General features: G+C 71.9%; 17 protein-coding genes. 13 read left to right on the top strand and 4 right to left on the bottom strand.

The features are described from left to right. The first annotated feature begins 8 nt into the window (after window positions 1–8). The 6 genes from ACZ79I_RS15430 to ACZ79I_RS15405 all read left to right on the top strand — a co-directional run bounded on the left by ACZ79I_RS15430 (window position 9) and on the right by ACZ79I_RS15405 (window position 7086). The gene (locus ACZ79I_RS15430; protein WP_471497913.1) at window positions 9–158 is read left to right on the top strand and encodes a hypothetical protein; all 150 of its coding nucleotides are present in this window, start codon (window positions 9–11) and stop codon (window positions 156–158) included. Between the two features lie 156 nt (window positions 159–314). After that, window positions 315–1475: an SUKH-4 family immunity protein gene (locus tag ACZ79I_RS15425; protein ID WP_471497911.1), complete on the top strand. Its 1161-nt coding sequence runs from the start codon at window positions 315–317 to the stop codon at window positions 1473–1475. Window positions 1476–1627: 152 nt separating this feature from the next. Continuing rightward, window positions 1628–3073: an MFS transporter gene (locus tag ACZ79I_RS15420; RefSeq protein ID WP_471497909.1), complete on the top strand. Its 1446-nt coding sequence runs from the start codon at window positions 1628–1630 to the stop codon at window positions 3071–3073. Between the two features lie 145 nt (window positions 3074–3218). After that, on the top strand, window positions 3219–5072 hold the full coding sequence (locus ACZ79I_RS15415) for a DEAD/DEAH box helicase (protein ID WP_471497908.1): 1854 nt from the start codon (window positions 3219–3221) through the stop codon (window positions 5070–5072). Between the two features lie 446 nt (window positions 5073–5518). Beyond that, window positions 5519–6160: an IclR family transcriptional regulator gene (locus ACZ79I_RS15410; RefSeq protein ID WP_471497906.1), complete on the top strand. Its 642-nt coding sequence runs from the start codon at window positions 5519–5521 to the stop codon at window positions 6158–6160. Between the two features lie 134 nt (window positions 6161–6294). Then, window positions 6295–7086, top strand: a complete 792-nt coding sequence (locus tag ACZ79I_RS15405; protein ID WP_471497905.1) for a S16 family serine protease — start codon at window positions 6295–6297, stop codon at window positions 7084–7086. Between the two features lie 411 nt (window positions 7087–7497). Here ACZ79I_RS15405 and ACZ79I_RS15400 read toward each other — a convergent pair whose 3' ends face one another. Next, the gene (locus ACZ79I_RS15400) at window positions 7498–7977 is read right to left on the bottom strand and encodes an Lrp/AsnC family transcriptional regulator (protein WP_471504977.1); all 480 of its coding nucleotides are present in this window, start codon (window positions 7975–7977) and stop codon (window positions 7498–7500) included. Window positions 7978–8099: 122 nt separating this feature from the next. Here ACZ79I_RS15400 and hppD point away from each other — a divergent pair, with 122 nt between their 5' ends. The 4 genes from hppD (at window position 8100) to ACZ79I_RS15380 (ending at window position 13272) form a co-directional block, all read left to right on the top strand. Beyond that, the gene (gene hppD, locus ACZ79I_RS15395; RefSeq protein WP_471497904.1) at window positions 8100–9245 is read left to right on the top strand and encodes a 4-hydroxyphenylpyruvate dioxygenase; all 1146 of its coding nucleotides are present in this window, start codon (window positions 8100–8102) and stop codon (window positions 9243–9245) included. A 122-nt stretch (window positions 9246–9367) separates the two neighbouring features. Next, window positions 9368–10774: an FAD-binding oxidoreductase gene (locus tag ACZ79I_RS15390; protein ID WP_471497902.1), complete on the top strand. Its 1407-nt coding sequence runs from the start codon at window positions 9368–9370 to the stop codon at window positions 10772–10774. 206 nt (window positions 10775–10980) lie between these two features. Next, entirely contained in the window at window positions 10981–12531 is a 1551-nt protein-coding gene (locus ACZ79I_RS15385) for an RDD family protein (protein ID WP_471497901.1), read from the top strand. A gap of 54 nt (window positions 12532–12585) precedes the next feature. Further along, on the top strand, window positions 12586–13272 hold the full coding sequence (locus ACZ79I_RS15380; protein WP_471497899.1) for an RDD family protein: 687 nt from the start codon (window positions 12586–12588) through the stop codon (window positions 13270–13272). 126 nt (window positions 13273–13398) lie between these two features. Here ACZ79I_RS15380 and ACZ79I_RS15375 read toward each other — a convergent pair whose 3' ends face one another. Then, on the bottom strand, window positions 13399–13689 hold the full coding sequence (locus ACZ79I_RS15375) for a hypothetical protein (RefSeq protein ID WP_471497898.1): 291 nt from the start codon (window positions 13687–13689) through the stop codon (window positions 13399–13401). A 484-nt stretch (window positions 13690–14173) separates the two neighbouring features. On the opposite strand from ACZ79I_RS15375, the gene ACZ79I_RS15370 reads away from it, so the two are divergent. Together ACZ79I_RS15370 and ACZ79I_RS15365 are read left to right on the top strand one after the other, a co-directional pair. Beyond that, entirely contained in the window at window positions 14174–16498 is a 2325-nt protein-coding gene (locus ACZ79I_RS15370) for an immune inhibitor A domain-containing protein (RefSeq protein ID WP_471497896.1), read from the top strand. Between the two features lie 227 nt (window positions 16499–16725). Beyond that, window positions 16726–17058, top strand: a complete 333-nt coding sequence (locus tag ACZ79I_RS15365; RefSeq protein WP_381088782.1) for a hypothetical protein — start codon at window positions 16726–16728, stop codon at window positions 17056–17058. Window positions 17059–17065: 7 nt separating this feature from the next. Here ACZ79I_RS15365 and ACZ79I_RS15360 read toward each other — a convergent pair whose 3' ends face one another. Continuing rightward, window positions 17066–17650, bottom strand: coding sequence for a nicotinamidase (locus ACZ79I_RS15360; RefSeq protein WP_471497894.1), 585 nt, complete (start codon window positions 17648–17650; stop codon window positions 17066–17068). Window positions 17651–17833: 183 nt separating this feature from the next. Then, window positions 17834–19162: a nicotinate phosphoribosyltransferase gene (locus ACZ79I_RS15355; protein ID WP_471497893.1), complete on the bottom strand. Its 1329-nt coding sequence runs from the start codon at window positions 19160–19162 to the stop codon at window positions 17834–17836. Between the two features lie 140 nt (window positions 19163–19302). Here ACZ79I_RS15355 and clpS point away from each other — a divergent pair, with 140 nt between their 5' ends. Then, window positions 19303–19620 (top strand): ATP-dependent Clp protease adapter ClpS, encoded by a 318-nt coding sequence (clpS, locus tag ACZ79I_RS15350; protein ID WP_471497892.1) that lies wholly within the window; start codon window positions 19303–19305, stop codon window positions 19618–19620. Window positions 19621–19662: the final 42 nt, after the last annotated feature.

The raw sequence follows: 19662 nt of genomic DNA, 5'->3' as shown, positions 1-19662 counted from the left end.
GAGACGGCATGACGGAGGACCGGAGCCCCCAGTCCGGTGCGGCGGAGGACGAGCCCCGCTACGAACCGGCCCCCAGCCTGGGCAAACTGATGCTGGGTCTGCTGGTCTTCGTGCTGGCCGCGTTGATCGTCGTCCTGGGCGGCGTGTACTTCGGCTGACCCGGGGGACCCCCGGGGCGTGGCCGCACGGACCGTGTGCGTGTCCGGCGTTGTCAGTGGGGCCGCGTATCGTTCTCGGTGTCGGGAAGAGCCGTTCGACCGACGGCGGGGTGTCTCCTGCCGGGAGACGCACGGAGGACGAAACACGGGGGAGCAATGGGCACGATCGACGCCGCCGACGTGATCACACTCACCGAGGCGGATCTGGATCCCCATGTGACGCACGAGGAGACGCGACACCTGCTGACGGGGCCCGGACTCCCGTCCGTCGGCACCCTGGTGGACTTCGGGGTGCTGGGCGGGAGGCCCCTGCTGCGCCGGGTGGCCGAGCTCGTCGACGACGCGGAGCAGCTCGCGGAGGAGCTGCGCGACCAGCTGGTGATAGGGGCCCTGCGCAGCCTCGACCAGGATCTGGCGTCCCTCCTGCTGGACGGTGCCACGGGCAGGATCTCCACGACCTGCGTCTTCCCGCGCGATCCCGGTCTGATGGGCCGCTCACCGCTCGCCCCCTCCCTGGGCGCGCTGCTGCGGTTCGCGGCCGTGACGGAGGAACTGACCGCGTCCCGCGGCCGGTTCGCGTCCACCGAGTACGGCGCCGAGGCGGTGGCGGCGACCTCCGAGCGGCTCTCGTCGGCGTTCGCCGCGATCGCCGGGGAGGACGGCCTGGCGGCGTACTGGCGGATGGCCGCGCTGATCCGCCCCCTGGCCCGGATAGCGCGCCCCGGCGCCGGCCTCAGGCTCGACCTGCCGCCGGGGCTGCTGGACGACGACTTCGGCAGCGGTGCGGTCATGCACTTCGAGGACGTCGACTTCCCCTGCGCACTCACGCACGAGCCGACCCGCCGCTTCCTGCGCGAGGTGGGCCTGCCGGAGGACGGCTTCTGGTACACGCTGGACACGGACGTCCCCCTGGCGACCCTGGCCGAGTACCACGCGGACGAGCCGGACGTGAAGGCCGACCTCCCCGAGAGCGCGGACCGGCTGATACGGCTCGGATATCTGCTGGAGGACAGCAGCCTGGTCGTCGACGGCGCCACCGGCGCGGTCCTGTACTGGAGCGAGCCCGAAGAGGTCCTGCGTCCGCTCAACGCGGACATCTCCACGCTGGCGTTCACGGTCTGGCTGGTGCACCGGGAGCAGGCGCTGGCCGAGGACCACGGCCTCACGCAGGCGTACGAGGAACTGGCCGCCACGATGGTCCAGACCCTCGCCGCCGTCGATCCGATCGCCTGCGACCGGACCCCGACGGCCCCGTGGGACGACGGCTGGCGCTACTGGCGGGAGGTCTTCGAGGACGAGGCGAACGGCGGACTGTAGGCGTGAGGGGGCACGGCGACGGCACATGACGACCACGGCCGCCCGCCGGCGGCCGGCGGCGTTCGAGAAGGCGGGTCGTACGACAAAGGTCCCAGCCGGTCACCGTCCCCGGCCAGGAGTCAACGCCGTCCTATCCCCTTACGCTGACGTGCATGGCAGCCCTGGAACCCCGCGACACCGGCGTCCCCCACGCCTCTCCCGCCGTCTCCGGTGACGTCACCGGCGTACTGAGCCGGCCGTACCGGGCGCTGAGCGTCGGTGTCGTCTCCGTCGTCCTGGTCATCGCCTTCGAGGCGACCGCGGTCGGCACGGCCATGCCGGTCGCGGCGCGGGAGCTGGACGGGGTGTCCCTGTACGCCTTCGCGTTCTCCGGGTACTTCACCACCAGCCTGCTCGGCATGGTGCTCGCGGGGCAGTGGTCGGACCGCAGCGGCCCGCTCACCTCGCTCACCTGCGGCATCGCCGCCTTCGCGGCCGGGCTGCTGCTGTCCGGGACGGCCGGGGCGATGTGGCCGTTCATCCTGGGGCGGGCCGTGCAGGGCCTGGGCGGCGGGCTGGTGATCGTGGCCTTGTACGTGGTCGTGGGCCGGGCCTACCCGGAGCGGCTGCGGCCCGCCATCATGGCGGCGTTCGCCGCGGGCTGGGTGATCCCGTCCGTGGTCGGCCCGCTGGCATCGGGCGCGGTGACCGAACATCTGGGCTGGCGCTGGGTGTTCATCGGCGTCCCCGTGCTCGTGGTCTTCCCGCTGGCCCTCGCGGTGCCGCAGATCCGGCGCCGGGCGGGAGGCCCCGCCCCGGAGGCCGTCCCGGGCTCCTTCGACGTCCGCCGCATCCGGCTGGCGCTCGGCATCGCCGTGGGCGCGGGCCTGCTCCAGTACGCGGCCCAGGACCTGCGCTGGCTCTCCCTGGCGCCCGGCGCGGCGGGCGCCGTGCTCCTGGTCCCGGCGGTGCTCGGGCTGCTGCCCCGCGGCACCTACCGGGCGGCGCGCGGACTGCCGTCCGTGGTGCTGTTGCGCGGAGTGGCGGCCGGCGCCTTCCTCACCGCGGAGAGCTTCGTGCCGCTCATGCTCGTCACCGAGCGGGGACTGTCGCCGACGCTCGCCGGGTTCTCGCTCGCGGCGGGCGGCGGGACCTGGGCGCTGGGATCGTACGTGCAGTCGAGGCCGCGCCTGGCGCCGTACCGGGAACGGATGATGACGCTGGGCATGCTCACCGTCGCGGCCGCCGTCGCCACGGCGCCCAGTGTGCTGATCCACGCGGTGCCCGTGTGGACCGTCGCCGTCGCCTGGGCCTTCGGCTGCTTCGGCATGGGCCTGGTGATCTCCTCGACCGGCGTCCTGCTGCTGCGCCTGTCGGCCCCCGAGGAGGCGGGCGCCAACTCGGCCGCCCTGCAGATCTCCGACGCCCTCTCCAACGTCCTGCTGCTCGCGGCGGGCGGCGCCGCGTTCGCCGCGCTCGGCGGCGGCACGGTCGCCCGTACGGCCACCGAGGCGGCCGCCGGCGGCTCCCATCCGGCCGCCTTCGCCGCCGTGTTCCTGCCGATGGCGGCGGTGGCGCTGGTGGGCGCGTGGGTGACGACCCGGCTGCGGGAGCGGTGACGCGCGGCCCGCTCCGGTGTCTGTGACGCCTGTCGCACCGTGGCCGGATGCGGCGCCGTCGGCCCGAGCGGCGGGTGAGGACCCCGGTAGGGTGGCCCGGTTGTCATACCCAGCCGAGCGGCCCGACCACCACCCCACGGAGACCGTGACTACCACCCGCCCGTCATCCGCCGCCGCCCTCAACGGGGGGCCCTCCCGGCCCGCCCACGCTCCCAGCGGCTCCTCGCACTCGCACCACCTCTCTCCCGCCTTCCCCGGCCGCGCCCCTTGGGGCACCGCCGGCAAGCTGCGCGCCTGGCAGCACGGGGCCATGGAGAAGTACATCCAGGAGCAGCCCCGTGACTTCCTCGCCGTCGCCACGCCCGGCGCCGGCAAGACCACCTTCGCGCTGACGCTCGCTTCGTGGCTGCTGCACCACCACGTGGTGCAGCAGGTGACCGTCGTCGCGCCGACCGAGCATCTGAAGAAGCAGTGGGCGGAGGCCGCCGCGCGGATCGGGATCCGGCTCGACCCCGGGTACAGCGCGGGGCCGCTCGGCAGGGAGTACCACGGTGTGGCCGTCACCTACGCGGGCGTCGGCGTCCGGCCCATGCTGCACCGCAACCGCGTCGAGCAGCGCAAGACCCTCGTCATCCTCGACGAGATCCACCACGCCGGCGACTCCAAGTCCTGGGGCGAGGCGTGCCTGGAGGCGTTCGAGCCCGCCACCCGCCGACTCGCCCTCACCGGCACGCCGTTCAGGTCCGACACCAATCCCATCCCCTTCGTGGCGTACGAGGAGGGCACCGACGGGATCCGGCGGTCCGCCGCCGACTACACGTACGGATACGGGTCCGCCCTCGCCGACGGCGTCGTGCGGCCGGTCATCTTCCTCTCCTACAGCGGCAACATGCGCTGGCGCACCAAGGCGGGCGACGAGATCGCCGCCCGGCTCGGCGAGCCCATGACCAAGGACGCCGTCAGCCAGGCGTGGCGCACCGCCCTCGATCCGCGCGGCGACTGGATGCCCAGCGTGCTGCGCGCGGCCGACCAGCGGCTCACCGAGGTCCGCAAGGCCATCCCCGACGCCGGCGCCCTCGTCATCGCCTCGGACCAGGAGTCGGCCCGCGCCTACGCGAAACTCATCCGTGACATCACCGGCCACCGGGCGACCCTCGTGCTGTCGGACGACGCCGGCGCCTCGGACCGTATCGACGAGTTCAGCGGCAACGAGGACCGCTGGATGGTGGCGGTGCGCATGGTGTCCGAGGGCGTCGACGTGCCCCGGCTGGCCGTCGGGGTGTACGCGACCACCATCTCCACCCCGCTCTTCTTCGCCCAGGCCGTCGGCCGCTTCGTACGCTCCCGGCGCCGCGGCGAGACCGCCTCCGTCTTCCTGCCCACCATCCCCGACCTGCTGACCTTCGCCAACGAGATGGAGGTCGAGCGCGACCACGTCCTCGACAAGCCGAAGAAGGACGGCGAGGAGGACCCGTACGCCGAGGAGGACAAGCTCCTCCAGGAGGCCGAGAAGCAGCAGGACGAGGACACCGGCGAGCAGGACATGCTGCCGTTCGAGGCGCTGGAGTCCGACGCCGTCTTCGACCGGGTCATGTACAACGGCGCCGAGTTCGGTATGCAGGCCCACCCCGGCAGCGAGGAGGAGCAGGACTACCTCGGCATCCCGGGCCTCCTCGAACCCGAGCAGGTGCAGCTGCTGCTGCAGAAGCGGCAGGCCCGGCAGATCGCGCACAGCCGCAGGAAGCCGGACACCGATGCCGACCTGCTGGAACTGCCCGCCGACCGGCGGCCCGTGGTCACCCACAAGGAGCTGCTGGAACTGCGCAAGCAGCTCAACACGATGGTCGGCGCGTACGTCCACCAGAGCGGTAAGCCGCACGGCGTGATCCACACCGAACTGCGCCGCGTCTGCGGCGGCCCGCCGAGCGCCGAGTGCACCGCGGGCCAACTGCGCCAGCGGATCGCCAAGGTGCAGGAGTGGGCGACACGCATGCGGTGACAGCGGATGTCCGCCCCGGCCGTCCGACCGCGGACGCCCGGGGCGGACGTCCGGCGCGGGACGTCTGATCCCGGCGCCGGGGCCGGCCGGTCCCGTGGCCGGTCAACGGGCCCGCCGCGGAGGCGCGGGAGGTCACGGTCCGGCCGCGTATTCGGGCCCCGTCACGCCTTCTCGCATACATATCACCGCAAAGAGGATGGGTGCGGGTCCGGTCACTGACCGGATTCTGGACGGAGCCTTCCGCTGAGCGAACTGGCTCGCTACTGTCCCGCTACGCACACGCCCCGTGGCAGCGCCGCCGCGGAGCGCAGCCGTGAAGCGACCAAAGTCCGGGGGCCGCCCGGGCCGCCAGCCGATCGGCGGCCTCTGAGACGCGTCGCCGACGGGACTCGGTCACGCATCCGCAGCGAAGGGGCCGCCGACCTCACCACTAAGGAGTGGGCGTCGTGACCGCGGAGACATCTCAGACGCTCGACCGGGGCCTCAGGGTCCTCAAGCTGCTCGCCGACACGGACCACGGGCTGACCGTCACCGAACTGTCCACCAAACTGGGCGTGAACCGGACCGTGGTGTACCGGTTGCTGGCCACGCTGGAGCAGCACTCGCTGGTACGCCGCGACCTGGGCGGCCGCGCCCGGGTCGGGCTCGGGGTGCTGCGTCTGGGGCGCCAGGTCCACCCGTTGGTGCGCGAGGCCGCGCTGCCCGCACTGCGGGCGCTCGCCGAGGACATAGGGGCGACGGCGCACCTCACGCTCGTCGACGGGACGGAGGCGCTGGCCGTCGCGGTCGTGGAGCCGACGTGGACCGACTACCACGTGGCGTACCGCGCCGGGTTCCGGCATCCGCTCGACAGGGGAGCGGCCGGCCGCGCGATCCTGGCCGCCCGCGAGCAGCCGGTCGCCGAGCCCGGGTACACCCTCACCCACGGCGAGCTGGAGACGGGCGCGAGCGGTGCGGCCGCACCCCTGCTCGGGGTGACCGGGGTGGAGGGCAGCGTGGGGGTCGTCATGCTGTCGGATTCGGTGCCGGAGAGGGTGGGACCCCGGGTGGTGGACGCTGCCCGGGAGGTGGCGGAGGCGCTGCGCTAGGCGGTGGCGGCGGACAGGACGGGCGCCCGGGGCGGCGACGGCACGCACCGTCCTCCACGACACTCCCGGGCCCACCGGTACCCCGTCGTCCACCGGGCCCCTGCGGGACACCACCGTCACGTTAGATTGGCCCCGTGCTCTCTCGTCTCTCCCGCTCCCAGGCCGTCGCCGTCTGCGTCCTGCCCGTCGTGGCGCTGCTCGCCACGGCCGTGTTCGCGCCGCTGCCGTTCTCGGTGGCGCAGCCCGGCATGACGGCCGACGTCCTCGGCGAGAACGACGGCTCCCCGGTGATCACGATCAGCGGCACGCCGATCCGCACGACCACCGGCCAGCTGCGGATGACGACGATCGAGGCGACGGGCCCCGGCGCGGACGTCTCCCTGGGCCAGGTGGTCGACGGCTGGTTCCGCACGGACCGGGCGGTGCTGCCGCGCGACTCGGTCTACCCGAGCGGCAACAGCGTCAAGGAGATCGAGCAGCACAACGCCGAGCAGATGAGGCAGTCCCAGGACGCGGCGACCCGGGTGGCACTGAAGTACCTGGACCTCAGCGACAAGCGTGTGAAGGTCACGCTGAAGCTCGCGGACGTCGGCGGCCCCAGCGCGGGTTTGCTGTTCACCCTCGGGATCATCGACAAGCTGGACGGCGACGGCAGCGGCGGCGACCTCACGGGCGGCCGCACCATCGCCGGTACGGGCACCATCGACGCGGCCGGCCGGGTCGGCGCGGTCGGCGGGGTCGCCCTCAAGACGCGGGCCGCGCGCCGCGACGGTGCGACGGTCTTCCTGGTGCCGAAGGCGGAGTGCTCCGACGCGAAGGCGGAACTGCCGAAGGGGCTGCGGCTGGTTCCGGTGACCACGCTGAAGGGCGCGGTCGACGCGCTGGTGGCACTGGAGAAGGGGAAGGGCCCGGTGCCCGGCTGCTAGGCCCTGTCGTCACATTCCCGTCTGCCGTGCGACGCCATGCACGCTCCCCCAAGCTCTTCGAGCAGGGGGCACCCCCACTCGCCGCACCGGGCCCAGACCCAAGTACATCCAGTACGTGGGTCAGGGCCCGGCACGCCGAGAGCACGCACCTGACGCCGCACGGCCCGCCCTTCGGGCGGACGACGGGAATGTGACGACAGGACCTAGGCGGCGGTGGGCCGCGGCCCGCGCCCGCAGTTCGGGGCGCGGGCGCGCTGCGGGGCGAGACGGGTCTCGGGGTACAGCGGCAACCGGCGCCGCGCGCCCTGAGCAAGCCCGGTGCGGTTCGGCAGCGCCCCGAAGGGGCGCGGGGAACCGCGCGACGAACCACGACCGACCCGCAGGTGATGAACCGGACTTCCCGCGGAGCGCCTAGGCCCTCTCCGGGTCCTCCGCCGCCTGCTCCACCAGCGGGATGATCCGCAGCGGAACGGGGTTCTCCATGACGATCGCCGTGGACGCCCGGACGATGCCGTCGAAGCCGACGACCCGGTCGATCACGCGCTGGAGGTCCGCGTTCGACCGGGCCACCAGACGGCACAGCATGTCCCCGCTGCCGGTGGTGGTGTGCAGTTCGAGCACCTCGGGCACGCCCGCCAGATGGGCCCGGACGTCGGGCCCCTGCCCCTGCCGGATCTCCAGCGTCGCGAACGCCGTGACGGGATAGCCGAGCGCCGCGGGGTCCACCTGCGGCCCGAACCCGCGGATCACCCCGTTCGACCGGAGCCGGTCCAGACGCGCCTGGGCGGTGCCGCGCGCGACCCCGAGCCGCCGGGACATCTCCAGGACTCCGATCCGGGGCTCCCGTGCCAGCAGCACGATGAGCCGGGCGTCCAGATGATCGATCGCCATGCCGTGCTCCTCGATGGTCATCATGTACAGAACGCCCGCCGACACGGGCTCTTCCCTGTGCAGATTGTCCAGCACATACGCAAACTATTGCGCACCTTGCGGAGACGGGTGAGGCTGCCGCTATGACGCAGACCACACACCACACCCCTGACACGGCGCGTGAGGCAGACCCCTTCCCGGTCAAGGGAATGGACGCGGTCGTCTTCGCGGTGGGCAACGCCAAACAGGCCGCGCACTACTACTCCACCGCCTTCGGCATGCGGCTCGTCGCCTACTCGGGACCGGAGAACGGCAGCCGCGAGACCGCCTCGTACGTCCTGGAGAACGGTTCGGCGCGTTTCGTCCTCACCTCCGTCATCAAGCCCGCCACCACCTGGGGCCACTTCCTCGCCCAGCACGTGGCCGAGCACGGCGACGGCATCGTCGACCTCGCCCTGGAGGTCCCGGACGCGCGCGCCGCGTACGCCTACGCCATCGAGCACGGCGCCCGCTCGGTCGCCGAGCCGTACGAGCTGAAGGACGAGCACGGCACCGTCGTCCTGGCCGCCATCGCCACCTACGGCGAGACCCGCCACACCCTCGTCGAGCGCACCGGCTACGACGGCCCGTACCTGCCCGGCTTCGCCGCCGCCGACCCGATCGTCGAGCCGCCCGAGCACCGCACCTTCCAGGCGATCGACCACTGCGTCGGCAACGTCGAACTCGGCCGGATGAACGAGTGGGTCGGTTTCTACAACCGGGTCATGGGCTTCACGAACATGAAGGAGTTCGTGGGCGACGACATCGCGACCGAGTACAGCGCCCTGATGTCCAAGGTCGTCGCCGACGGGACGCTCAAGGTCAAGTTCCCGATCAACGAGCCCGCCATCGCCAAGAAGAAGTCCCAGATCGACGAGTACCTGGAGTTCTACGGCGGCCCGGGCGTCCAGCACGTCGCGCTCAACACGAACGACATCGTGCGGACGGTACGCACGATGCGCGCGGCCGGAGTCGAGTTCCTCGACACCCCGGACTCGTACTACGACACCCTCGGCGACTGGGTCGGCGACACCCGCGTCCCCGTCGAGACCCTGCGCGAGCTGAAGATCCTCGCCGACCGCGACGAGGACGGCTATCTGCTGCAGATCTTCACCAAGCCGGTCCAGGACCGTCCCACGGTCTTCTTCGAGATCATCGAGCGCCACGGTTCCATGGGCTTCGGCAAGGGCAACTTCAAGGCCCTCTTCGAGGCGATCGAGCGGGAGCAGGCCAGGCGGGGCAACCTGTAGCGCCCACCGCCGCGCGCCGGCGCCCTCTCCCCGGGCGGCCCCACGGACCATGCCCCGTGGGGCCGTCTCGTGCGAGCACCTCGCGCAGACGGGTTCACACCGCCGCCCCCGGGTGCGACTCTGTGATCATGAGCCGTATCGAAGCCCCGCGCGACGAGGCCACCGGCAACCTCGTCGACCGCCTGCGGACCGGCCTGCCCGCCGAGGCGGTCCTGGCCGACCCCGACGTCATGGCCTCCTACGCCAACGACATGGCCAGCTTCTGCGCGGCCGGCACCCCGGCCGTGGTGGTGCTGCCGCGCACCGTCGAGCAGGTCCAGCACGTCATGCGGACCGCCACCGAGCTACGCGTCCCGGTCGTCCCGCAAGGCGCCCGCACCGGACTGTCGGGCGCGGCCAACGCCTCCGACGGCTGCATCGTGCTGTCGCTGACGAAGATGAACCGCATCCTGGAGATCAGCCCGGTCGACCGCATCGCGGTCGTCGAGCCGGGCGTCGTCAACGCCACGCTCTCCCGCGCGGTGGGCGAACACGGCCTCTACTACCCGCCGGACCCCTCCAGCTGGGAGATGTGCACCATCGGCGGCAACATCGGCACGGCCTCCGGCGGCCTGTGCTGTGTGAAGTACGGGGTGACGGCCGAGTACGTCCTCGGTCTCGACGTGGTGCTCGCCGACGGGCGTCTGATGTCCACCGGCCGCCGCACGGCCAAGGGCGTCGCCGGGTACGACCTCACCCGGCTCTTCGTCGGCTCCGAGGGCTCGCTCGGCATCGTCGTGGGCGCCACCCTCGCCCTGAAGCCGCAGCCGCCCCAGCAGCTGGTGCTGGCCGCCGAGTTCTCCTCCGCGGCCGCCGCCTGCGACGCCGTGTGCCGGATCATGGCGGGAGGACACGTCCCGTCCCTGCTCGAACTGATGGACCGTACGACCGTCAAGGCCGTCAACGACCTGGCGCACATGGGCCTCCCGGAGAGCACGGAGGCCCTGCTGCTCGCCGCCTTCGACACCCCCGACCCGGCCGCCGACCTCGCGGCCGTCGGCGCGCTGTGCGAGGCCGCCGGCGCCACCCAGGTGGTCCCGGCGGACGACGCGGCGGAGTCCGAACTGCTCCTGCAGGCACGGCGGCTGGCGCTCACCGCGCTGGAGGCCGTCAAGGGCACGACGATGATCGACGACGTGTGCGTGCCCCGCTCCCGGCTCGGCGACCTGCTCGAAGGGATCGAGCGGATCGCCGAGAAGTACCAGCTCACCATCGGGGTCTGCGCACACGCGGGCGACGGCAACACGCACCCGACCGTCTGCTTCGACGCCCAGGACCCCGACGAGTCCCGCCGCGCCCGCGAGTCCTTCGACGAGATCATGGGCCTCGGCCTGGAACTCGGCGGCACGATCACCGGTGAGCACGGCGTGGGCGTCCTGAAGAAGGAGTGGCTGGCGCGCGAGATCGGCCCGGTCGGCATGGAGATGCAGCGGGCGGTCAAGCAGGTCTTCGACCCGCTGGGCATCCTCAACCCGGGCAAGCTCTTCTGACCCCGGCCCCGCGCCACCGCGGCGGTGGCGCGGCCCGCGGACGTCCTTTCGGAGGATTTCTTTCGCGGCGGGGTCCAGGTGTGTGAAGGGCGTGCGCGGTGTCGCCCGGAAAGGGGCGGGTCCGGGCGGAGCGGACGTGGCGCATGCCCCCGTCTGATAGATGTGGAGGCCCCAATGACCCCGCGAGAAGATACGGGACGACGGACATGAGCGCCCCAACCCCGGCACCCGGTGACGACAGGCCCCGCGAAGGGTATTACCCGGATCCGTCCATTCCTGGATATGTCCGGTACTGGAACGGCGCAGCCTGGGTGCCGGGCACCAGCCGGCCGGCGCCCACCGACGGCGAGTCGTTGTCCCCGCCGCCGGGCGCGGGCCCGGCGCGGCCCTCGGTGGAGGAGACCGGACCCCACTTCTTCGACGAGGACCCGGTCGACGGCCCCCGGGTGACGGGCCCCGCCGACGCCCAGCACGGCAGCCGCCCGGAGCCCGCCTCGGCCTGGGGCGCGGACCGCTCCCAGCAGTCGGGCTTCGGCAGCGACCAGGACCGCCGGGTGTCGTGGGGCGGCCCCACGGGCGCCGACCCGCGGCTTTCGCTCGCGGCCCGGCCCGACGGCGTCGCCGGCCGGGCGGACGGCACCGCGACGGTCCCGCCGGCCGGATCCGGCTCCGCCTCCGGGAACGACTCCGGCTCCTCCCCGGCCCCCGACGGCACGGTGGTGTTCCGCCGGCCCAGGCGCGGCGACGGCGACGCCGCCGCGGGCCCGGGCACCTCCGGTACCGGGGGTCCCACGCCCTCCGAGGGCACCGCGACGTTCCGTGCGCTCTCCCCGCGCACGGGGGAGCAGGGCGGAAGCACGGAGGCGGCCGATTCCGGTTCGGGCCGGCCCGCCGCGCCGCGCCCCACGAGCCCCCAGGCCGCGGCCCGCCAGGCGCTGGGCCTGGATCCCGAGGGCCCCGCCCCCGCCCCGCGGCCGGCCGCCCCACCGCAGCCGCAGCCGCAGCCCTCGGCACCGGCGGCGCAGCCCCCCGTGGCGGGCCCGCCGCCGCAGCAGCCGGCCGGTTCCTACGCGCAGCAGCCCCCGGCCGCGGGCACCCGGCAGCCCGCTGCGGGCGCCGGCACGCCCATGACGGCGGGTCCGGGCGGCGGCCAGCCCTCCTGGGCCCAGCAGGTGCACCGGCTGGCGAGTTCGGGCACCGACGGTGAGCGGCCCGTCGCACCGTGGAAGCCCCCGGTCGAGGACGTCTTCCAGGCGGCCGCGCGGGCGCAGGCGGCGGCCCGCCCCGCCGGTCTCGGCAGGCGGCTGGCGGCCAGGCTGCTGGACACCCTGGTCCTGGCGGTGGTCACGGGCGCGGCCGCGGTACCACTGGCCACCAAGGCGATCGACCATGTCAACGCCAAGATCGACGCGGCCGAGCTGTCCGGGCAGACCGTCACGGTGTGGCTCCTCGACGGCACGACCTCGGTCTACCTCGCCGTCGTGGTCGCGGTGCTCCTCGGCTTCGGCGTCCTGTACGAGGCGCTGCCCACAGCCCGGTGGGGACGCACCCTCGGCAAGAAGGTGTGCGGCCTGGAGGTGCGGGACATCGAGGGCCACGAGCCGCCGGCCTTCGGCGCGGCCGTGCGCCGCTGGCTGGCCTACAGTGTCCCGGGCCTGCTGGTCGTGGGCGTCGTCGGCGTTCTGTGGTGCCTGTTCGACCGCCCCTGGCGCCAGTGCTGGCACGACAAGGCGGCGCACACCTTCGTGGCGGGCTGACCCGGACGGACCTGTACGGATGCGGAGCCGTGGGGTTCGCGGTCGACTCGGGCCATGAGCACCGAACCGCCGCCGCCAGGCTCCGCCGACTCCCCGGACGACGATCGCTTCAGGAAGCAGCAGCCCCCGCCCTCCGGGGGCGGCCCTCAGGGCACGCCCCCGCCGCCCCAGGGCGGCCCCTACGGCACGCCCCCGCCGTACGGGAGCACCGGTCCGTCCGGAGGAGGTCCGTACGGCGGTGGAGGCCCCTACGGCGGCGGAGGCCCGTACAACGGCACGGACCCCCTCGCGGGTATGCCCCCGCTCGCCGACAGCGGCAAGCGGGTGCTCGCGCGGATCATCGACATGGTCATCGTCGGGGTGGTCGTCTGGCTGCTGTCCTGGGCGTTCCGCACCACCCAGTACAACGTCGACACCAACCGGATCGAGTACAGCAAGTCCGTGGGCCAGTCCGTGATCGCCGCCGTGCTCTACATCGCCTACGACACCGTCATGATCGCCAGGTCTGGTCAGACGTTCGGCAAGAGACTGCTGAACATGCGGGTGGCCAACCTCGTCGACGGCTCCAACCCGTCCGTGCAGACCGCGCTGATCCGCGCGGCGGTGCTGTGGCTCCCGTTCGCGTTCTGCTGCGCCTGCGTCTGGACGGCGATCTGCGGCGGCTGGAGTTTCTTCGACAAGCCCTACAAGCAGGGTCTGCACGACAAGGCGGCCAAGACGGTGGAGGTCAGCACGGTCTGAGAGGGGCGGGGGAGCGCAGCGGTGCGCACGGACGAACCGGCGGGCCCGTGGATCACGGGCCCGCCGGTTCTGTGCTCGGTCTGAAGTTGTGCGGGTACCACGAAGTGCTGCGTGTGCACGCCCGGTTCAGGGGTTCGCCGGCTCGTGTACGGACTCGGCGGGTGCGGCGGACCGCAACGAGGCCGTCGGCCGTGCGGCCGGGGTCCGCTGCTGTGCGGTGAGCCGCCCGGCGGCGGCCGACGCGGACCTCGGCAGGGGGACCGTCACGGCGACGAGCAGTCCGAGCGCGAGCGCCGCAAGGGCGATCACGGCGATCCCCAGCCCCGAACTCGTCTGTGACAGCAGCAGCATGGCGAGGGTGGAGAAGATCACGGTGCAGGAACCGTAGGCGAGCTGTGCGGCAGTCGGACGAGGCATGGCGATTCCTCGGGGTGGGGGTCTCCCCCCGGTGCCTCTCGCGATGGGGGAGGATGCGGACAACTACGGTGTTCTGTTGGGGCATATGCGGCCGAGCTGCGAATCGTGGGGTGACAACGGTGTCGACAGGGTAATCCGTCGCCATCCCGACGCTTCACCTACCGACTCTATTCGCCTGCATGCCCGAGCGGAACGCCCGGTAAGCGTGACCTAACCCACGGTACAGGTGCACAGGGGGCGCACGGAGTCATGCGGTCCACCAACTGGACACGTGCGCGCGCCGGTTGACAGGCGATTATGCCGTTCGTATAACGAACGCCCAGTTCCATTAATGCACTTGGCCTGTTCAAGTCAAGATCTGTCTTTTCCCTTAAACCTCCGGTCAAATGTCGTCACTTGACACACGCGTACACCGGCGCGCGGACCTTCCATGACCAGGACTCCCCCTTCCGCGCGGGACCGGACGCGTCGGGGAGGACATCAAGTGACCAGTAGACCCTGGACGTTCAGAGCGGCCGCGACCTTCGTCGCGTTCGCAGCGGCCACCGCCACCCTTTCGGTGTCCGCCGTGGCACAGCAGCGGACGGACACGGCGGCGGCCGGCGCCAACCGGCACGACCCACAGCCGGTCAAGAGCAGGGAGCACGACTTCGACGGCCCCCTGAGCAAGACCCAGGAGGCCCAGCGGGAAGAAGCGCTGGGCCGCGTCATCTCCGGCAAGGCCGCGGTCACCGACCGCGGCGCCTCCAAGGTGGTGCGGCTCAGCAGCGGCAAGTACGTCGAACTCGCCCGCGAGCGCACCGACAAGATCTTCACCATCCTCGCGGAGTTCGGCACCAAGACGTCGGAGTACGGCGGCACCGCCGGCCCCGCACATAACCGGATAGCCGAGCCGGTCCGCGCCACGGACAACAGCACCGCGTGGCAGGCGGACTACAACCGGCAGCACTACCAGGACCTCTACTTCTCCGCGGACAAGAAGAAGACGTCCCTCAAGCAGTTCTACGAGAAGGCGTCCTCGGGCCGCTACTCGGTCGACGGCGAGGTCCAGGACTGGGTCGCGGTCGACTACAACGAGGCCCGGTACGGCACCAACAAGTGCGACACGTGCGTGTGGAACCTGGTCAGCGACGCCCTGGCCAAGTGGGTCGCCCAGCGCAAGGCCGCCGGGGACACCGACGCGCAGATCAGGGCCAAGGCCGCCCAGTACGACCAGTGGGACCGCTACGACCACGACGGCGACGGCGACTTCAACGAGCCCGACGGCTACATCGACCACTTCCAGATCGTGCACGCCGGCGAGGACGAGTCCGCGGGCGGCGGTGCGCAGGGCGAGGACGCGATCTGGGCCCACCGCTGGTACGCCTACGGCACCGACGCCGGCAAGACCGGCCCCGACGGCAACCAGCTCGGCGGCACCCAGATCGGTGACACCGGCGTCTGGGTCGGCGACTACACCATCCAGCCGGAGAACGGCGGACTCGGCGTCTTCGCCCACGAGTACGGCCACGACCTGGGCCTGCCCGACAACTACGACACCACCAACAGCGCCGAGAACTCCACCGGCTTCTGGGACCTGATGTCCTCCGGCTCCTGGCTGGGCACCGGCAAGGACAGCATCGGCGACACCCCCGGCGACTTCACCGCCTGGGACAAGCTGCAGCTGGGCTGGCTCAACTACAAGACGGTCTCGCCGCGCACCAGGCCGCTGGCGCGGCTCGGGTACTCGGAGTACAACACCAAGGACCCGCAGGCGCTGATCGTCACGCTGCCGAAGAAGACCGTCACCACGGACCTGGTCACCCCGGCGAGCGGCTCCTACCAGTGGTGGAGCGGCAGCGGCAACGGGCTCAACAACACACTGACCCGTGATCTCGACCTGACCGGCAAGTCGTCGGCCGCGCTGTCCCTCAAGGGCTACTACGACATCGAGACGAACTACGACTACCTGTACACCGAGGTCTCGACCGACGGCGGCACCAGCTGGACCCCGCTCGACGGCACGGTGAACGGCGCCGCCGTCCCGCGTGACGCCAGCGACCAGCCCGCCCTGACCGGCACCGTCGACGGGTACGCCGACCTCGTCTACCCCCTTGACGCCTACGCCGGCAAGGCGATCAAGCTGCGCTTCCGCTACACCACCGACGGGGGTGTGGCGCAGAAGGGCTTCGCCGCGGACGACATCGCCGTCACGGCCGACGGCTCCACCGTGTTCAGCGACGGCGCCGAGAACGGCACGGGCGACTGGACGGTGAACGGGTTCTCCGTCAAGGGCGCGTCCTTCACCGGCGAATACCCGCAGTACTACATCGCCGAGAACCGCCAGTACGTGTCGTACGACGCGACCCTGAAGACCGGCCCGTACAACTTCGGCTTCCTGAGCAGCAAGCCGAACTGGGTCGAGCACTACCCGTACCAGAACGGCCTGCTGATCTGGCTGTGGGACACCTCGCAGGCCGACAACAACGTCAGCGAGCACCCGGGCCAGGGCCTGATCCTGCCGGTCGACGCACACCCGGCGCCGCTGAAGTGGGCGGACGGGACGTACATGCGCAGCCGCATCCAGGCGTTCGACTCGGCCTTCACCCTGGAGCCGACGGACGCGATCACACTGCACTCCGACGGTGTCGCCGTGAAGATCAAGAGCCAGAAGGGCGTCCCGGTCTTCGACGACCACAAGAGCACCTACTACTCGACCGCGACCCCGTACTCGGGCGTGAAGGTGCCGGACACCCACACCAGGATCAAGCTCCTGCGGCAGTCGGCGGACGGCAGCGTGCTGACGGTGGCGGTGCTGCCGTCGCCGTGAGGCACGAGGGCGGCCGCCACTGACACCAGGGCGCACAACGAGATCGGCAGAGTTCCGCCCAAGGGCCCGGCGATCATGGCGGGAGTGGAACCGCTCACAAAGTGAATAGCATCCGCGCAGGTCAGGACATGATCGGCCGCACCCCTCTGGCGGGTCGCGGCCGATCGTGTTTAGGTGCGTGCTGTGGCTCTCTTATTGACACCGGGTCTCACGGGGGTGTGACACACATGGCCGCAGGAGGTTTCTGCAAGCTGCCGAACGGCAGCGTGGTGGTGGCTCTGAACCTGCCCAGCCCGGGCTCGGGCAGCGGTTCGGTCCGCGTGCTGGTCCTGGCCCAGAACCGCGCCAGGGCGCTGACCCGTCTGCGCAACCTGGGACTGCGCGCGGTCTACCTGCGCGGGAACGCGGCTCCGCCGACCCCCGACGAGATCACGGCGGTCCTGCACCACCCCGACGGCCTGGTCTGGCGCACGGCCCCCGAGGCGGCGGCCCAGGAGCTGTCCCAGGAGCTGTGGCACCCGATCAGGTCACTGCTGAGGGAACGGACGGCGCAGGTCTGAGCCCGCTCTACACCACGGGCTTGCCGGACAGCTCGACGCCCGCCCCGCGCATCTCCTCCAGCGCCCGCTCGGTGGTCTCCTCGGCCACGCCGGCGGTGAGGTCCAGCAGCACATGGGTGCGGAAGCCCTGCCGTACGGCGTCCAGCGCGGTGGCGCGCACGCAGTGGTCCGTGGCGATCCCCACCACGTCCACCTCGTCGATCTCCCGCGCCCGCAGCCAGTCCCCGAGCGGCACCCCGTTCTCGTCGACCCCCTCGAAGCCGCTGTAGGCCGCCGCGTACGCCCCCTTGTCGAACACGGCGTCGATGGCGCCCGAGGCGACCGCGGGGGCGAAGTTCGGGTGGAAGCCCACCCCCTCCGTGCCCGCCACGCAGTGCGCCGGCCACGAGTGGACGTAGTCGGGGTTGTCGGCGAAGTGCCCGCCGGGCGCGATGTGGTGGTCACGGGTGGCGACGACATGGCGGTATCCGGCGGGGGCCTGTCCGATCAGCTCGGTGATCGCGGCGGCCACGTCGGAGCCCCCCGCCACCGCGAGGCTGCCGCCTTCACAGAAGTCGTTCTGCACGTCTACGACGATCAGGGCGCGGCGCATGGTCGATGTCCTTCGGTTCGGCGGCGGTCGGAGTGGAGGGACCCGGGCCCGGCCGTCTGTACGAACTACCGAGCCTAGAGACTTCGCGGGCGGGACGGGAGGGGGTGAGCGGCGGTCGGCCGGGTGCGCGGGTGCGCTGCCGTTGCATTCCCGCCGGCCGCCCGTTCATGCGCCCGGCACGTGTCACACGTACTCGGTCGGGATCACCGGCTCCCCGCGCGACAACTGCGTCGCCGACAGCGGCAGACCGGCGCGCGCGGCCGCGTGCCGGTCACGGACCACGTCCAGCGGTTCGCGGGCGACGACCTGGCCGCCCTTGATCAGCTGGACCGGCAGCTGCCGGTCCACCAGCTCCTGCGGAACCGGTCCGCTGCCGATCACCTCGGCCTCCGCCACCCCGTGCTCGTCGAGCCGCCGTGCCGCCCACTTGCGCCCGCCCATCGACGTCTTGCCGCCGGACGACCTCTTCGCCACCGGCACCAGCGGGGCCTTCGGGTCCGCCGACCCGGCGCGGGCGACCAGCTTGTAGACCATCGAGGCGGTCGGATGGCCGGAGCCCGTCACCAGCTGGGTGCCGACACCGTAGGCGTCCACGGGCGCCGCCCGCAGTGAGGCGATCGCGTACTCGTCCAGGTCCGACGTCACGATGATCTTCGTATCGTTGGCGCCCAGCTGGTCGAGCTGCTGCCGCACCCGGTGCGCGATCAGCAGCAGATCCCCGGAGTCGATGCGCACGGCGCCCAGCTCGGGCCCGGCGACCTCGACGGCCAGGCGCACGGCCTCGGTGACGTCGTACGTGTCCACCAGCAGCGTGGTGCCCCGGCCGAGCGAGTCGACCTGGGCGCGGAAGGCGTCCCGCTCGCTGTCGTGCAGCAGCGTGAAGGCATGGGCGGACGTCCCGACCGTCGGGATCCCGTACCGGAAGCCGGAGGCCAGATCGGAGGTGGTCGCGAAGCCGCCGATGTACGCGGCGCGCGCGGCGGCCACGGCGGCCAGCTCGTGGGTGCGCCGGGCGCCCATCTCGATCAGCGGCCGGTCACCCGCGGCGGAGGCCATGCGGGAGGCGGCGGCCGCGACCGCGGAGTCGTGGTTGAGGATGGACAGGATCACGGTCTCCAGGAGCACGCACTCCGCGAAGGAGCCCTCCACCCGCATGACCGGTGAGCCCGGGAAGTACACCTCGCCCTCCGGGTAGCCCCAGACCTCGCCGCCGAAGCGGTACGCGGCCAGCCACTGCAGGGTCTCCTCGTCGACGACCCCGCGCTCCCGCAGGAAGCCCAGCACACCGGCGTCGAAGCGGAAGTTCTCGACCGCGTCCAGGACACGCCCGGTGCCCGCCACGACCCCGTAGCGGCGGCCTTCGGGCAGCCGCCGGGTGAAGACCTCGAAGACGGAGCGCCGTTCGGCGGTGCCCGCCTTGAGGGTGGCCTGGAGCATCGTCAGCTCGTAGTGGTCGGTGAAGAGGGCCGTGGAGGGAACGTCCACCGGCAGCCCAAGGTCCGCTACGCCCACGAAACCTCTCCTCGCAGAGGGGACTGGAGTACGGCCGCCGATCGTACCCTCATCTCGTCAGTTTGACGATTTGTGGGTGGGTGCGCGGTGGGCGGGCGGCACGGGGCTCGTTTGTGCGTGCACCCCCCTGTGGTGGCAGCATGGGCCGTGTGACGGCTCCCGCACCCCTAGAGATCGAACAGACCGAGTCGGCGGAGGAACAGTTCGCCGTACCCGAACCCGATGTCCCGTGGGTCACGGTCGTCCACAACGACCCGGTCAACCTGATGAGCTATGTGACGTATGTCTTCCAGACGTACTTCGGCTACTCCAAGGACAAGGCCACCAAGCTCATGCTCGACGTCCACCACAAGGGCAGGGCGGTGGTGTCGGCCGGTACGCGCGAGGAGATGGAGCGCGACGTCCAGGCCATGCACGGCTACGGTCTGTGGGCCACTCTCCAGCAGGACCGCAAGTAGCCCAGGACCCCCGGGCCGGCAGGCCCGTCAAGCAGCGAAAGA

The organism is Streptomyces sp. PSU-S4-23, from assembly GCF_055632315.1.
Note: the sequence above shows the minus strand (reverse complement) of the source record. Positions and strands in the feature narration are given on the sequence as shown.